The sequence below is a fragment of the Corallococcus sp. CA041A genome (assembly GCF_003612075.1).
Classification (GTDB): domain Bacteria; phylum Myxococcota; class Myxococcia; order Myxococcales; family Myxococcaceae; genus Corallococcus; species Corallococcus exiguus.
Genome location: NZ_RAWF01000083.1, coordinates 19,129 through 35,207, shown reverse-complemented (window position 1 = coordinate 35,207; position 16,079 = coordinate 19,129). Strand labels below are relative to the sequence as shown.

The following is a 16,079-nucleotide window of genomic DNA, read 5'->3' as shown; positions in this document are numbered from 1 at the left end:
GCCCCACGCCCACCCCCAGCGCCGCCAGCAGGTTCGTGTCCTGCCGTGGCACCACCCGGTCCACCCCCATGCCCATGAGGAAGGGCAGCACCAGGGACAGCACCTGCAGCACCAGCGACACCGCGAAGATGCGCGTCCAGTTGCCTGCGTGCCCGCGCAGCAGGGCTGGCAAGCGGCGCAGCAGGGCCGGCCGCGTGTGGCCTCCCCGGAGCGCGGACGTGGGCTCGAACAGCAGGGCCACGCCGGTGAAGGCGTCGCGGAACTCGTCCCAGGACAGCCGCCGCCGTCCCAGGGCCGGATCCACCACGTCCACCCCACCCCGCCACAGCCCGTCGAAGACGACGTAGTGGTTGAACTCCCAGTGGAGGATGGAGCCGCGGTCCAGCACGGGAACCTCGTCCATGCCCAGGCTCACGCCCCGCGCATCAAGGCCGAAGCGCTTCGCTGCCTCCACCAGCGCCAGCGCGTGCGCGCCTCCGCGCCCCGCCCCCACCGCCTCGCGCACCTCCGCCGGCCGCGCCGGGGCGCCGTGGTACGCCAGCACCATGGCCAGGCACGTGGGGCCGCAGTCCGCCGCGGTGAACTGCTGGAGGAGCGGCACCCGGCGCCACCGCCGCTTCAGCTCACGCCACGTGCCCATGCCTCACCTCCGCCCGCCGCGAGCCTGCGCCCACAGCGCGGCCGCCAGCGACTCCGTGCCCACCTGCACTTCGACCGTGTTCGGGGTGCCCGGCACGTCGCCGCCCGCCGACGAAACGTCGTGCGCACGGACGAGCACGCCCGGCGCCAGCCTCCCGCTCAACGCCTCTGGCACTCGCGTCCCCGTGTCCACCCACTCCACCTCGTAGTCGCGCATGCCTTGCGCCGTCCGTGCGCGCACTCGCAGCCCCGGACTCAGCGTGCCCTGGTGCTGTTCGGGCACGGTGAAGAACAGCCGCGTCCGCATGTCGCTCCCGGGCGATGGAGCAGTGGGCGAGCCCAGGGACAACACCTCCACCACCCCTGGGACGCTCACCACGCGGGCCACCGGCACGCGCGTCGCGAAGAGACCCAGGAGCGCGATCGCGACCTCCAACGGCAGCGGCAGCCAGCGCACCCAGCTCGGGTGCTCCAGCCGCACCGGCTCCGCGGCGGGCCCGCGCGCATGGCGCTCCAGGGCCTCGCGCCTGAAGGGCGTGTTCCCTTCCTCATCGGCCATGTCGCGACTCCAGCGGCGTGCGGAAGGACGCGAGCAGCATCCGGTCCCACGCCGGCTCCTCGTCGCTGATGGCCGCCAGCAGCGCGAGCGCGATGCCCACCGAGCCCGTCAGGAAGCTGGCGTTGTCCTCCACCCGGTCCGTGTAGATTTCGCGAGGGAACCACGCCGCGTAGCCACCGACGCCTTCGCCGGGCACGCGCCGCGCCACGAGCCGCGCGAAGCACTCGCGCGCTTCGCGGCCGAAGGCCTCCTCCCCCGTCAGTCGGTACATGCGGTGGAACAGGTGCGCCAGCCCCGCCTCGCCGTGGCACAGCCCGCCGTCCATCACCTCGCGCGTCTCCTCGGGCCGGCGCACCGCGCGCAGGCCCGTCTCCACCGCCACCCGCTCCCACTCCGCTTTGCCCACCGCGCGCGCGGCCATCAGCAGCGTCGCGGCCACACCCGGATCCCCGTAGCACCACGCGCCCCGCGACACCTGGGAGCGCCGCACCTCGTTGTCCGCGTAGTAGGCGAAGGCGGACAGCGAACTCGCGGGCTGCCGCTGCGCGAGCAGCCACCGCACAGCCTCCTCCAGCGCGGGCCCCACCCGCGCCCGGTCGACGTCGTGCGCCCACGCGGCCGCCAGCAGGCCCACCACGCCCGGGTTGCCGTGGGCCACGCCCAGGTTGTAGCCGCCATCCTGCTGCTTCTTGCGGGTGGTCGTGGGGATGAGCTCCGGAGGGGTCCGCCACGCCCGTCCCTGCGGCCCCAACTCCGACACGGCCAGCAGGTGGTGGACGACGCGCTCCAGGCACCGGCGCGCCCGGGCCCCCGGAAGCCGCTCCAGCGCGAAGACGCCCAGCCCCACCAGCCCGGCGATGAGATCGTAGTGCTGCACCCAATGCTCGACGCCCAGGGCGTCCTCCAGCGCCGCTTCCACTTCCTCCAGCGGATCTTCCTCCGCGCCCAGCTGATCCGGCAGCAGGTGCGCGCCCAGGTGCTGCATCACCCACGACACCTGGACGAAGCCGCCGTGCAGCGCCGGACGCATCCACTGGCGCCCCACCTCCTCCAGCGCACCGTCCAGGAAGCGCGCCGCGTGCTCCGGGTCATCCCCTCCGGGCCACACGCGCGCCAGGTAGCCGTGCAGCAGCGCCTGACTCGACAAGCGCTCCGCGATGCGCATGCCCTTGTGAGTGAAGGGCTTGTGCAGCTCGGTGGTGATGGCACGCACCGTCTCCGCGGCCTGGTCCGCCAGAGTTCCGGTGAGCAGCGGCCGCCACCGGGGGGCCTCCTGATTGGGACGGATGGAATGGGCCATCATGGGCGTGGCTCCTGCGCGCGGGCGCGCGCGAGCTGGGATTGGTAGGTCCGGGCGAGGAAGTCGTAGAGCACCAGCTCCTGCGCGCGCGCCGCGGAGCGCAGCATCCGGTTGGCGTGCATGTGCAGGTGGATGCCGGCAACCGTGGGCAGGGACACGCCGAGCCGGCCCTCGCGCGAGGCCACCTCCAGGCGCCGCCGCACGGGGACAAGCCGCTCCGAGCGCTCGCGCAGCACGGCGAGCCCCTCACTGAGCAGCGGGCTTCTTTCCGCGTCCGGCGCCCAGGCCGCCTCCAATGCGGCGCGGGCCTGCCGGTAGCGGGCACCGAGCTGGTGCGTGAAGGCCGTGTCCATGCGGAACTCCCGCCCGAAGAAGTCGCGGGAACGCTCGGCCACCGTCAGCTTCGCGCGCGCATCCAGGCCCAGGTCCTCCAGCAGCAGATCCATGCCCCGCAGGGTGAGCTGCCACCGGGCCTCCGCGCCCGCGTCCCCATCCAACAGTGCCATCAGCTTCAGCACCGCCTCGCTGTCCGCGTGGAACAACTCCTCGGCCAGGGCCATGCCCTCCGGACCGCCGTAGCGCTCCAGCTCTCGCTCGTACGTGTCGAGTTGCACCTTCCACACCACACCGGCCCGCGCCAGCGGTGCCACCGCGGCGGAGAGCGCCGGCAGTGCGTCGCGGTGAAGGCGGGCCGGATCCCCGTGCAGCCGCAGGCGCACGTGCCAGTCTGGATCCTCGAAGCGGATGAAGAACCAGCGGTCCACCACGCCCTCGCGGACGAGCTGCTCCACCAACGGCGTCACCGCGTCGCACAGCACGTCATCCGCGCCAGCGGTGCCCGCGTACAGCTTCGCGTAGAGCCACTCCGAGCCCGGCGCGAAGTGCCGGGGGACACCGGCGGATGGACCACTGCGCGGGGCAGGCACGGAAGCCGTGGGCTCCTGGCGCCGCACCATGGGGAGGAACAGCTCATGGACGAATCTCCCCTCCGGACCGTGAGTGCACAGCGAGTCCGGCCCGACGAGCTGCTCGCGCAGCACGGCGCGGGTGCTGTCCTTCACCAGCGACGCGAGCGTCTCCACGCACAGGACGTTGTCCAGGTCCAACGGCAGCACGTTGTCGCCATTCACCAAGGCCACGTGGCGCGGCAGGCCCAGCCGCTCGCGAAGCGCTTGCACGGCCCGGAAGCACTCCTCGCCGCGCGCCGCGCCCAGCGGCTTCAGCACGTCCGGCCCCAGCCGCCACCTCGCCAGCGACAGCACCACCCGGCCGGACACCACCCGCGGCAGGAAGTCCAGGCCCTCCAGCACGCCCCAGTTCCACGACAGGCCCACCGCGCGCCCCTCGTGCTGGAGCATGCCCAGGAAGCGGTAGACGCCCAGGCCTCGGGCGAAGTTGTGCGCGGTCGTGAGTCGCGGCAGCACCTCGCGGCCCAGCCGCTTCGAGCGCAACACCACGCGCCCATCCACCACCGACACCCGCAGGTCCTCCACCGGGAGCTGCTGCGCGTCGGGCGCGCCAGAGGCCCCCAGGAAGGGAATCTCGTGCCCGCGCAACTGGGGCCGCAGCAGCACGTTGCCAATGCGTCCCTCCGGCAGGTGCACCACCTCCGCGAAGACGGCGTCCGGGCGGAGCGCCTCCTCGGCTCGCAGGTGCCGCTCCACCGCGTCGCGCAGCGCCGGGTCCCCATGACAGAAGCGGCCCAGGGTGTTGGCGCCAGAGGGTCCTGCCGCGCCGCGCAGCACCAGCGAGAAGTCCCCGCTCGCGAAGGACTCGTCCGATGCGGCCAACACGCTGAAGCCCACGGAGATCGCGTCTGGCGGCGGCACGGGCTTCTCCGAGGACAGCGCTTTCAGGTCCTCTTCGCCCAGCGTCAGCACGCGGGCGCCCGGGCTGGCGGTCAGCCGACGCATCAGGTGCAGCTCGCGCGCACCAAACGTCCCTCCCGCATCCGTCGAGGAGGGGAAGGCCAGCCCGCGCAACAGCGGCGCCCCATCCGCGGCGGGAGCGTTGGACACCTGGAAGCCCACGCCAGACTCCTCGTCGAGCGCCTCCAGCAGCGGCACCTCGCGGCCCTCGTAGCGGCGCGTGAAGGCCTCGCAGAACGCGCTCAGCGGCGAGCGGCCCGCCTGGGGCCCCATGCGCCGGACGAGTTCCACCGCGCGCGTCACCTCCGCCAGCACCTCCGGTCCCAACGTGGCGCCGGGCGCCGGACGGTAGAGGTCCACCTGGAAGAGGCGCGGGAGCTCCACCTTCACGGGAAGCGCTTCGAGCCGAGTGGCGATGGAGAGGTAGGCCTCTTTCGACCGGCCGGGACCCTCCGCATCCAGTCTCGCCAGCTGATCTCCGACGTCCTCCAGACATGTGGCCGCCTCCAGCGCCACCTGCGCGGCCTCGCCGGGACCCGCCTCATGCGCCAGCACGCGCAGCCGCGCCACCAGGTACGGGAGCGGCTCCGGCCCGGTGACGGGCACGGCCAGCTCCGGCACCAGCAGGTCGTTGTCCACGAGCGTGCGCACGTACCCGGCGGCCTCCTGTGCATCCACCTCCGCGTCCAGCGCGACCAACGTCCGCACCAACTGCTCCGGCCGGGCCCCTGCGCGCGCGTGCTCCAGCACCGCTTCCAGGTACGCATCCGGCCGCACCGAGGACAGGTGGTGCCGGCGCGCCGCGCCCACGTGCCGCGTCTCCACGTAGCGAAGCCGCCCGGCCGCGCGGTACAGGCTGCCATTGGGGCGGTAGCGGAGCACCTCGCGCAGGGCCGGGTGGCGCACCAGCGCCTCCACCAGTCGCGTGAGGTAGTCCATGTCCAGACGGGTGTCGCGCTGGCACTCGCGCACGTCCGCCACCGCCAGGTGCGTGCGCGCTCCCAGGTGCCCCACGGAGCACGACGCGAAGAGGCCGAAGGGCGTGCAGCGCCCCGCCATGCGCAGGAAGTAGCGCACCAGGGCCTGCTCCACCTTGAGGCCGTACTCGCTGTCCGGCGCCTGGAACCAGAGCGGCAGCTCCTCCTCCAGCGAAGGCGACGCGACGAAGAGGGCCTCACGCACCTCCGGCCGCTCCACGTACGCGCGCAGCCTCGTGCGCAACAGCGCGCGATCCGCGTCCAGCGCCTTCGCGAGCGATTCGGTGGCGTGCGGCGCGGTGAGCCGCGAGTTCCAGTGCTCCATTGCGTCGAAGGGCAGGAGCGGAGTGCGCAGGACGAAGAAGTCCGCCGGTTCCATCAGGAATTCGGCGGGAGGCGGGCGCTGCCCCTCGGGAGCGCGGCGGCGGAGCTGGGACATCGCGGCGGACCTCGGAACCAGGTGCGGGAAACGCCCCGGGCCGGCGAGCACCGGCCCGGGGCAATCGCTCACCATGGCTCGGAAGCGGACCTCACCTCCGAGCGCATGGCGCACGCATCAGAAACAGCAGCCGAAGAACTCACCCGTCTGGCAGAGCGCGTTCGTGTAGCAGACGGTGGCCTCGGTCGGATCCGTGCCAGTGCAGGCGACGACGGAGGTCGGGGCGCCACCGGCAACCTGCTTCATCTCGGTCTCGTTCAGCGCGCGCAGGGTGTCCTTCGACAGCGTCAGCTTCTTGGTGGGCTTCTTCATGATTCGTCTCTCGATGTAAGGCCGCACGGAATTGCGCGGTCGAAACGAATTACGAAGCCACCTGGAATTCCTGGTCGTTGCCCCAATCACTTATCAGCGTTCCGCGTCCTGTGGAGGCAGCCACGTGAGCACGTTGCGCGACCACAGATTGCGGAAGGTGGCGACAAGCTTCGCGCGCTCCGCCGGGTCCGTCATCTCGTTGGCGTCGGCAATCTCAGCAATGCTGGTGGTGCCATCCGCGAGCCCGAGCAGTTCCCGCTCCATGTCGCTGGCGCCGAGCCCGGGGGGCAGCAGGAAGCGGGTCGGATCCAGGCCGGTGGTGCGTTCCACGCTCTGCGCCGTGGGGCGCTCCAGGAGATGAGGGTGCACCCACGCGCGGCTCCAGGAGCCCACCGCCAGCGGGCGCAGCGATTCCACGCGCGCGGGCGGCACCTCCTCGCGCAGCACCTGGAGGAGGGCCTCCAGGTTGAGCAGGGCCCGCGCCAGCGGCGGCGCCATGCACGGGGGCACCCGCGCGCCCGCCATCGCGCGCACCGCGAACACGGCGGTGGCGATGGACACCATCACCCCCGCGTTGGAGGCCCCCACGTGCAGGGGCCCCCCGGCGAGCCGCACGCGGCGGCGACCCTCGAAGACGAGCGGCCACAGGTCCGGCCGGGACTCCACCGCCAGGCGCTCCTGCTCCGCCGCGGTCCAATCCGGGTGCGCCTGCTTCGCCTCCTCCAGGCTGACGGACTCCCTCAGCCCTCGCACTTCGTCCCCCGTCAGCACTCCCGCGCGCGTGAGCAGCTCCAGCACGTGCGGGGACAGGCGCGCGCCGCACGCGGCCACCAGCACATCGCATGGCAGATGACGCGCCTCGCCGCCCTCGTGGTACGTGACGCCTTCGCGGGTGACGCGCACCGCGCTGGCGTTCGGCACCAGCCGCGAGCCCGTCGCCTCCACCAGCCGCGCGAAGTGCGGCAACCGGTGCATGCCCCGCGTCTCGCCGCGCATCAGCAGCGTCACCGGCTGGCCCGCCATCATCAGCGCCCCGGCCTGCTCGAAGCCGGAGATGCCACCGCCCAGCACCGCCACGCGCTGGCCGGCCACCTCCGCCGCGGAGCGCAGCCCCTCCCGCACCTCCACGCGCGAGCCGGGCGCCACTGAGTCTGGAGGCAGGGGCCGCCGCTCATACCAGGCGGTGACGAGCACCTCTTCGGCGCGCACCTCGATGCGGCCCTCGGGCGTCTCCACTTCCACCGTCACTCCATCCGCGTCGGGGCGCAGGCCCACGCAGCGGTGGCGGCAGCGGATGTCCAGGCGCCCCATCTGGATGACGCGTGCGTAGTAGTGCAGCACGTCCTCGCGCTCGCACTCCAGCGCGTCGCGGCAGTCCAGCGGCAGGCCGCCCACCTCCCAGTGCGAGGCGGGCGACAGGTAGACGAGGCCCTCGATATGGGCATGCAGCGAGGCCAGCGGGGTGGCGCCAGACTCCAGGGCCAGGGCGGGGATGCCACGTGCCCGGGCCTCGAAGAGGGCAGCCACCGCGGTGGGGCCGCCGCCAATGACACACAGCTTCGTCGTGAGGGTCGTCATGCGCGCGCCAGCCTATACACGGTTCGGATGCCCAAGCGCGATGAGGGCTTTTTTGAAAGGAATCGAGCCAGGATTGCAGCCTCATTTCGTATGGGATGCGGACACGCCGGTGAGCGGGGAAAGCGCATGCGCATCTTCCAGGACATGGGGAGGCTCCTCCATGAGCGGTGGATGAAGGTCCAGCACAGCGAGGAGGCCTTTCCCGACATCGCGGCCGAGGTCCTGCGGGAGCTGGCCCCGCATCAGGCGTTCAAGACGCTGGAGCCCCTGGAGTGGCTCTACGGGACGCGTGACTTCCCAAAGCAGCTCACCACGCGTCCGGGCTTCGGCCAGCCCGCGCTGACGGTGTTCTCCGACGCCCGCCTGCTCATCGACCTGTACTACTGGGTGGACGGCACCACCGACATCCACCAGCACGGCTTCTGTGGCGCCTTCCAGGTGCTCCAGGGCAGCAGCATCCACGGGCACTACCATTCCCGCGGCCACGCGGAGGTGATGGACCGCCTGAAGGAGACCTTCGACGCCGAGGAGGTGGACGGCCAGTCGGACGACATCGCCGCGCTGGCCGCCTCCCTGCGCGAGTCCACGCTGTTCCGGCCCCCCCTTCAGGGGCTGAATGGGCGCGGGCTCCCTTCTCATTCACTTCAAGGTCGCGCCGCTACGCTTCGGACTCCGGAGACGCCTGCGCGTCGGGTTGCTTGCTGGCGCGGACGACCGCGACCCACGCGAGCAGGACCAGCAGCAGTGCCGGAAACTCCACGATGAGCCGCGTCGCATCGGCGCTGCCACGCTCGGGGTGGGGGTCCAAGGAGAAGCTCAGCTGGCGCTTCCAGGGCAGCTGGTAGGTCCAGCTGGTGGAGTGGCGGCGACTGAGGAACTTCACCTCCCAATCCGAGGTCGGCCCGGGTTGCGTGGGGCCGATCCCGGTGGCGCTGGCGATATGAAGCCGGATCAATCGCGCGTCGGTCCAGCCCACCCACCATGAACGGCCGTGGATGAAGGGAGACCGCAGCGGCTGGGCGGAGGTCCTGCCCACCGAGAAAGAGTACCAGGGGCTGAGGTACCAGACGGCCGTCAAGGCCAAGGCCAGCACCAGGAGTGCCTTCGGGAGAAGACTCCGTGCTCGGGAGCGCCGTGACGTGGGTTCGGACATCTGCCCGCCCACTGTAGCGCCATTTCCCTCACTTCTCGTTAGCGAACGAGGACGAAGGCGGGGCTCCGTTCGATGCCGCAGGCCGCCTCACGCGTCTGACAGGCGAAGCCCGCAGCCCAGGATTCAAATCAAACCCAAGATGACGGTCAGGTCGTCCGCCCAAGCGGGCTCCCGAGGCTGTTTCAGCCCTTACCCTTCGGACGGCTCACCGTGTACATGACGATGTTGTGATCCGAGCCGCCCGTCGGACCGGCCCTCACGTTCGAGACCTTGCACCCGTAGGACATCGCATAGTCAATCTTGCCGTGGCCGTGGCTCTCCACACCGCCATGGGTGGTCATGCCCGCCTGCTGCGCAATCCAGCCGGGCGACCACTTCCCCTTCGTCGACGCCGGCTCATTCCAGTCGCCGCCGATGAGCAGACCTTCGTCGGGGTTCTTCGCGATCTTCCGCTGTGCGAAGCCAAGCAGCTTCTCGGAGAGTGACTTGTAGGTGCTCACGCGGTTCTTCGGCCCGACGGGCTCCCCGCCCTTCCAGTCGACCGAGGGCGGCTGGTGGGCCGAGACCACCTGCAGCCAACCCGCGAGCTTGACCGCGGTGGCCGCTCGCGGCGGAGCATGGCCACCACGCACGGTGGTCCAGCCGCCGCCCTCGCCCTGGATGGACGTCTTCTGCCCCTGGAGCAGGCTGTCCTTCACGAGGATGCCCGTCTCGCCATGGTCCTTGGCCCCGGGGAAGGTCACCAGGTGGTAGCCGGGGATGTTCTCCAGGGCCTTGTGGTAGCCGTTGATCTCCTGGAGCTGGACGAAGTCGAGCTTGTTCTTCTTGGCGAAGTCACCCAGCCACTTCTTCACGTCCTGGGGATTGCGGTCGCGCTCGACGTTGTAGGTCGCGCCCTTGAGCTGCGACGGGGTCTTGCTCTTGCTGTCGCTGCCACCGGCTGCACTGGCCTGGGCGGTGGTGCTGCCTTCAGTCCCGGGAGTGGCGGTGGCGCTGATGCGCTTCAGCGATTGGTCCATCCGCTCGCCGACGACCCCCTGCGGCTTCCCTTCCCAGCCGTTGTCGCGCTTGTAGGCGACCACCGCCTTGGCGGTCTTGGCGTCGAAGCGGTCGTCGGCGGTCCCCTTCAGGTAACCGGCCGACTTCAGGCGCTCCTCGACCTTCTGAACGCGGTTGCCAGTGGATCCGACGTGGAGGGGGCGGTGGTGGGCGTTGGTTCGCATGGTTTTCTTGATTCTCGACCATCGAGAGGGAATGTTTCCTCTGTTCGCGCCGACGCGGCAGAACTTGCCGCACCGCGACATGGCGACCCGGCTTCGTCAGGAAGAATGCAAAGGAACGAAGGTCTTGCTCGACGCGGGCGCGCGGACCCTCCACATCGGTCCGGAGCAGAGTTCCATCCGTTCGCGAAGGGAATGACACGATGAGCACTGGAAGCTTCATCTGGTACGAGCTGATGACCCACGACCCCGACGCCGCCGCGAAGTTCTATGGCGCCGTCGTTGGCTGGAAGATCACGGCCCCGTCCGAGTCCATGCCGAGCGGACAGGACTACCGCATGATCATGCGCGGCGATGGCGGCTCCGCTGGCGGCGTGCTGCGCCTTTCACAGGACATGGTGCAGCATGGCGCACAGCCCTGCTGGCTCGGCTATCTGCACGTGGCCGATGTCGATGCGTCCATCCAGGCCATGGTCGCCGATGGTGCCAGGGTGCTGATGCCGCGCATGGATCTGCCCGTCGGAAAGATCGCGATGGTCGCCGACCCGATGGGCACGCCCTTCTACGTGATGGCGCCGATTCCACCGCCCGGTAAGCCCGATGCGAAGAGCGACGTCTTCGACGTGAAGGCGTCGCAGCGCATCCGCTGGAACGAACTGGCCAGCCCCGACCTCACGCGCGCCAAGACGTTCTACGCGAAGCACTTCCACTTCCAGTTCAACGAAGTGATGCCCATGGGCCCGATGGGCGACTACTGCTTCGTCGACCACGACGGCGTTCGGCTTGGCGCCATCATGCAGAAGCCCGCCGAGAACCCCGGCCCCACCGGCACCTGGCTGTTCTACTTCGGCGTGCCCTCGGTCGCCGAGGCGCAGCGCGCCATCACCGCCAACGGCGGCAAGGTGCTGCAAGGTCCGCACGAGGTGCCTGGCGGCGACTGGATTGTCGTCGCAACGGACCCCTCGGGTGCAGCATTTGGTGTTGTAGGAAGCAAGGGCGAGTGAGCCCAAGGAGCGCAACCATGACGAACCCCGTGAACAAGGCCCTCATCTGCCTCTGGTACGAACGCGATGCCGAAGAAGCGGCTGCGTTCTACGCCCGCACCTTCCCCGGCAGCTCTGTTGGCGCCACGCACCGCGCACCGGGCGATTACCCGGATGGCAAGGAGGGGGATGCCCTCACGGTGGAGTTCACCGTGCTGGGCATTCCGTGCATCGGCCTCAATGGCGGTCCCGCCTTCAAGCACAACGAAGCCTTCTCGTTCCAGATCAGCACGAAGGACCAGGAGGAGACGGACCGCTATTGGAAGGCCATCGTTGGCAACGGCGGGCAGGAAAGTCAGTGCGGGTGGTGCAAGGACAAGTGGGGAATCTCGTGGCAGATCACCCCTGCCGCGCTGACGGACGGCATGAGTGATCCGGATCCGGCCGCGCGCAAGCGGGTGTTCGCCGCGATGATGGAGATGAAGAAGATCGACATCGCGGCGATCAACGCGGCGCGCAAGGGCTGATACCCGCGAGAAGAATGCAAAAGAATTCCGGGGGCTCCTTCCCTGGGGGAACGGCGGCTCGCACTCCCGCGAGCCGCTTCCACCAGGAGCCTTCATGTTCCGGATTCCGTCCCTCTGCCTCTGCCTCGTCGCTTCGCTCGCCATCGCCGACGAGTCCTCCAAGCCCGCGCGTCTCACCGTGGCCCAGAAGAACGGCTGGGCCACCTACGACACGGAGCTGAAGAAGAAGGAGGACGCGGTCAACAAGGCCTGCCGGTCGTCCTTGAAGAGCAGCTACGACAGGTCGACCTACCCCGCCTTCGACCCGATGAAGGATCGGACCCAGAGCGCCTGCCAGTCCGCCGTGGGCACCCTCGTCGAGGTCTGCGGCACCCCGGATGGCAAGGCGGCGGTGAAGGAGGCCGTCACCCAGACGGTCTGCAAGCTGTCGACGGAAGGGACCAAGGTCTCGCTCGACGGCAGCGTGCTGACCATCCACATCGACCCGGCGAAGAGCTCCATCGCGGGCAAGCAGCCCGGGAACTACAGCTGGAAGGGGGCCCTTGAGGAAGTGCTGTAGCCACGGCGCGCGCACCTGAGCGCCCGAAAGGAAGCATCGGAAGAACCGGCGCCGTTGAGGGGACGGGCTGGCGTGGTGCCGTCACTGAGCGCATGGGAGCGTCCCCCAAGGGGTGCTCCTCGCTCCGACAACCCACCGGATATCCCCCGGAAGTGGACTTGCATCCGATGCGTGAACCGGTATGCACGCAAGCCGGGCGTCCCCACCGGTCGCTCTATTCCGGCAAGGCATCCATGAGCGCTGAAGGGACCAAGAGCTTCCAGGACCTGGTGAAGGAGCAGCGCCAGAAGAAGCTCCAGGAGGAGATCGTCGGGCGGGGCGACGAGGTTCGCTCTTTCTGCGAGAACCTGGCCCAGCCCCACGATGCCCGCCGGCTCATCTTCAATGTTCATGGCCAGGGTGGCGTCGGCAAGACCTTCCTGATCCAGGCCTTCATGCAGCACGCCGAAAAGCAGCAGTGCTGCGTCGCGCTCTGTGGCGACTCGCAGCGCAGCGTCGTGGACGTCCTGGCGAAGCTCGCCAAGGAACTCCAGGCAAAGGGGCTCAAGTTCAAGGCATTCGAGGAGCGCTACCGGACCTACCAGCAACACCGCGCGGAACTCGAAAAGGATCCCGAGCTTCCCAGGGGAGCTCTCGAATTCTTCACCAAAGCCACGATCCGGGCGGGCTTGTGGGTGGGGACACAGGCACTGGGAGTGAGCGCCCTGATTCCCCTGCTCAGCGCGGATGACCTGGGCTCCAAGATGGCGGATGTGCTCACGTTCGTCACGCGCAAGATAAAGAGAGAGGACGACATCCGTCTGCTGCGGGACCCGATCGCTGAGCTGACTCCCCTGTGGCTGGATGGACTGCGCGAGGCCTGCAAGAAGCAGCAGGTGGTTCTTTTCTTCGACGCGTTCGAACGCTCCGCCGAGTTCCTCGACGAGTGGCTCCGCAATCTTCTCCTCACCGATGCCTATGGAAGGACACCCGCGGCGCTGCTCTTCGTCATTGCCGGACAGAGCCAACTTTCTCGCTCATCCTGGGCCGACCTTGAGCCCTACATCTCACGGATGCACCTGGAGCCCTTCACGGAGGTGCAGACGCGCACCTTTCTGGAGCGCAGGGGGGTGAACCCGCATCCCCGCGACGCGACCCATATCTTCAAGCGGTCCCGGGGCATTCCCGTCCTCGTGGAGTTCCTTGCGAGTGCACCGGCCGGCAAGGAAGCCTCCTTCGATCCCCACGACCACATCGTCGAGCATTTCCTCAAGGGCGTGGAGTCCCACTATCAGACCATCGCACTGGATGCAGCGCTTCCGCGCTGGCTGAACCGGGACGTACTGGCCGCATTGACGGCCCCCGGAAGCACGGATCCCGCCTTCACCTGGATGAAGAAGCGTACCTTCGTCCTGACCTGTGAGAAGGGCTGGGAGTACCACCCCGAGATCCGGCTGCTGATGCTCAACTACAAGCGGCAGGAATCGCCCAAGGGTTGGTCTGAGCTTCACCAGCGACTGGCCAATTACTACGAACAACGCCAACAGGAGCTCGCACTGGCGGAGGCGAAGCAGTTTCAGGACGAAGTGTGGCGGGACAACGCCCTGGAGGTGCTCTACCACCGGACGTGTGAGAACCCTCATCGGTTCAGGGCGTTCGCGCTGGAGGGATTCCTCCAGGCATGGAAGGTCAAGACCTCATTCGCACGGGACTGGGCAAAAACACTCCAGTCCGCGGAGGAAGACGCCGGAGTCGCAGTCGAGCGCCGCTGGGGTGAACGGCTCGTCACCACCCTGATGCAGGCCGAGAATGGCCAGTACCAGGAGGCCATGAAGACATGCACGGCACTGTTGAAAGAAGACATCCTCCAACCGAAGACATCCGCAATCGTTCTCAACTGGCGAAGCAGCCTCCATTTCCGGGCGCATCTGCTGCAGGAGGCCCACTCCGACCTTTCGAGGGCGATTGAACTGGCACCAGAGGATCCCAGCCTCTTTGCTGAGCGCGGCACGATCCTGTTCTACCTATGGCGGTACGAAGAGGCACTGCGGGACCTGACGCATAGCATCGAACAGTCCCCCAACCTGCCTCTACCCCATGCCTTCCGGTGTCTGACCTTCATCAACCTGTCACGGCATGACGAAGCAGATGAGGACTTGCGTCGACTCATTGACTTGGATCCCCAGAACCCCATGGGGCTCTGGCTGTCGGTCTTCCGAGCCACGCGCCAGGGGGATCATGCCGAGGTGGCGCGAGGGGTCCTGCTGCTAAGCAATCGATTCCCGGGGCACGTCAAAGAACTGCGAGAGCAGCTCAGCCCTTTGTCGACCGAGCAATTGCTTCAGGACATGAAGTTCTTCATCCCCCGGATGTTCCCTGAACTCAAAGAAGCTCCGGGACTTGAACAATATCTGGGTTTGTTCGCCAGCTCTCTCTCGGGTGACGCCGCGCCGCTGATTGCCACGTTCCAGGTCATCGCCGCGGTTGCCCAGGCCCGTCACCATCAACAAGGCTCCAATCTGGATCAGGCAATCGAATGCATGTCGCTCGCTATTGACCTGGAGCCCAACAATCCGCTGCACCTCATGGAACGGTCCGAGCTTCAGGCCAGACAGGGCCGATACGACGAAGCCCTGGAGGGCTTCCACCTGGCGATGGTTGCCGCACCGACGTCCGCGGACGTCTTTGCCCGGCGTGCCTACGTTCAGTTTTCGCGCGGGAATTGGGTGGAAGCGATTGCCGACCTCGATCGCGCTCTGGAGTTGAAGCCAAACCTCCAGAACTTCCTGCTTCGCGGAAGCATTCATCGTCTCGAGGGGCGACTTCCGGAAGCCCTCGCCGATCTGCGGAATGCCAGCATTGAGAGTCCCGAGGACATGCTGTTGGTGGCCTGCCGGATTCCCTTGCAAATGGAACTGAAGGATCTCGCTGGCATCCATGAGACCTACTCTCAGCTCTCCTCGAAGGCGTTGCAATTGGTTCGGCAGCTCAAGAGTTCGGCTGTAGTCAACGACAGACTTCCGCCCCTTGAGACGCTGCGGAACATGCTCGCGGAACGCGGATTGAACTCCACGACGATCCCGGAACTTTTCGAGCGGCTGCCGCGCTTCCTGGAGGAGGATGAGGAGCAGGCAGCGCGGAGGATACAGGCCGTCGCGGCAACCATCGAGGCCCCCATCCTGCGGATTCAGGGAAAGAATCAGGAGTCCCTGGATGCCGCCAGCCGAGCCGTCGCACTGGAACCGGCGGAAGCCGCACACCATCTTCAGGTGGCACTCGCGTGCCTGGTGTTGCGCCGTCCCATGGATGCATATGGCGCATCCACACAAGCACTGAAGCTTCAGCCCGGGGTGGGACTGGCGCATCAGGCCCGCGGCGCGGCCCTTTTCCTGGCGCGACGGTACACCGAAGCACTGGACGACCTCTCGCATGCCCTTGAAGCATCTCCCGATCTGCATTCATCGCTAGAGCTGAAGCTCACGGTGTATTGGATCCAGGGACGCTACGCGGAAGCACTCATTGGGAGCGAACAGTTCATCGCTCAAGTCTCCACAAGCGTCCGGGATCTGCGAAGTGCGCATGGAGACCTGTTGCTCCGCCTGGGCCGACGTGATGACGCCCAAGCGGTCTACCTGAAGCTGCTCCAGGAGGACCCCAAGAATTGGCGGGCCGCCTACAACCTGCTGGTGCTCAAAGCCGGGCAGGAAGGGCTCCCGGCGGTCGAAGATGAGCTCAGGGACGTCAAAGGCCTGCTCCAAGCCGCCCGCTCCACTCATGAAGCCCTAGCTTTGGTCCGACTCGCGGGTCTGGAAGCACTGATCCGCGAGCCTGAGCGCGCATTTGAGCTGCTGAAGGAGGCCATGGCGCTGGAACCCGCGATCACGCATTGGGCCAAGGGCGACCCGGCCTGGGGCGACCTGATCAGCGATAAGCGATTCCAAGACCTCCTCGCCGAGACAAGCGAGCTTCCTCCCGCGGGCTGACGC

Annotated in this window: 12 protein-coding genes; 5 read left to right on the top strand and 7 right to left on the bottom strand. The window is 68.2% G+C overall.

Going from position 1 to position 16,079, the window contains the following annotated elements:
- The 6 genes from D7V77_RS16965 to D7V77_RS16940 all read right to left on the bottom strand — a co-directional run.
- The coding region (locus tag D7V77_RS16965) for a cysteine peptidase family C39 domain-containing protein (RefSeq protein WP_233597066.1) at nucleotides 1–640 on the bottom strand (640 nt) is incomplete at its 3' end.
- A gap of 3 nt (nucleotides 641–643) precedes the next feature.
- Nucleotides 644–1,198 (bottom strand): hypothetical protein, encoded by a 555-nt coding sequence (locus D7V77_RS16960; protein ID WP_120577333.1) that lies wholly within the window; start codon nucleotides 1,196–1,198, stop codon nucleotides 644–646.
- Nucleotides 1,188–2,501, bottom strand: a complete 1,314-nt coding sequence (locus tag D7V77_RS16955; RefSeq protein WP_120577332.1) for a lanthionine synthetase C family protein — start codon at nucleotides 2,499–2,501, stop codon at nucleotides 1,188–1,190. Before D7V77_RS16955 ends, D7V77_RS16960 begins: the two co-directional genes overlap by 11 nt.
- Nucleotides 2,498–5,782 carry a lantibiotic dehydratase gene (locus tag D7V77_RS16950; protein WP_233597065.1) on the bottom strand — a complete coding sequence of 1,095 codons (3,285 nt, stop codon included), beginning with the start codon at nucleotides 5,780–5,782 and terminating at the stop codon, nucleotides 2,498–2,500. The genes D7V77_RS16955 and D7V77_RS16950 overlap by 4 nt, the downstream gene beginning before the upstream one ends.
- 117 nt (nucleotides 5,783–5,899) lie before the next feature.
- The gene (locus tag D7V77_RS16945; RefSeq protein WP_120577331.1) at nucleotides 5,900–6,094 is read right to left on the bottom strand and encodes a class I lanthipeptide; all 195 of its coding nucleotides are present in this window, start codon (nucleotides 6,092–6,094) and stop codon (nucleotides 5,900–5,902) included.
- 93 nt (nucleotides 6,095–6,187) lie between these two features.
- Nucleotides 6,188–7,672, bottom strand: a complete 1,485-nt coding sequence (locus D7V77_RS16940) for an NAD(P)-binding domain-containing protein (protein ID WP_120577330.1) — start codon at nucleotides 7,670–7,672, stop codon at nucleotides 6,188–6,190.
- Between the two features lie 126 nt (nucleotides 7,673–7,798).
- Between D7V77_RS16940 and D7V77_RS16935 the strand changes: the two genes are divergently transcribed.
- The gene (locus D7V77_RS16935; protein WP_120577329.1) at nucleotides 7,799–8,437 is read left to right on the top strand and encodes a hypothetical protein; all 639 of its coding nucleotides are present in this window, start codon (nucleotides 7,799–7,801) and stop codon (nucleotides 8,435–8,437) included.
- A gap of 570 nt (nucleotides 8,438–9,007) precedes the next feature.
- Here the strand turns inward: D7V77_RS16935 and D7V77_RS16930 are convergent.
- On the bottom strand, nucleotides 9,008–10,048 hold the full coding sequence (locus D7V77_RS16930; RefSeq protein ID WP_158624415.1) for a peptidoglycan-binding protein: 1,041 nt from the start codon (nucleotides 10,046–10,048) through the stop codon (nucleotides 9,008–9,010).
- Nucleotides 10,049–10,248: 200 nt separating this feature from the next.
- On the opposite strand from D7V77_RS16930, the gene D7V77_RS16925 reads away from it, so the two are divergent.
- From D7V77_RS16925 to D7V77_RS16910, 4 genes are all read left to right on the top strand, one after another.
- Nucleotides 10,249–11,049: a VOC family protein gene (locus D7V77_RS16925; protein ID WP_120577327.1), complete on the top strand. Its 801-nt coding sequence runs from the start codon at nucleotides 10,249–10,251 to the stop codon at nucleotides 11,047–11,049.
- Between the two features lie 17 nt (nucleotides 11,050–11,066).
- On the top strand, nucleotides 11,067–11,555 hold the full coding sequence (locus D7V77_RS16920; RefSeq protein ID WP_120577326.1) for a VOC family protein: 489 nt from the start codon (nucleotides 11,067–11,069) through the stop codon (nucleotides 11,553–11,555).
- Nucleotides 11,556–11,649: 94 nt separating this feature from the next.
- Nucleotides 11,650–12,114, top strand: a complete 465-nt coding sequence (locus tag D7V77_RS16915) for a hypothetical protein (protein ID WP_120577325.1) — start codon at nucleotides 11,650–11,652, stop codon at nucleotides 12,112–12,114.
- Between the two features lie 167 nt (nucleotides 12,115–12,281).
- Nucleotides 12,282–16,076 (top strand): ATP-binding protein, encoded by a 3,795-nt coding sequence (locus D7V77_RS16910; RefSeq protein WP_233597067.1) that lies wholly within the window; start codon nucleotides 12,282–12,284, stop codon nucleotides 16,074–16,076.
- Nucleotides 16,077–16,079: the final 3 nt, after the last annotated feature.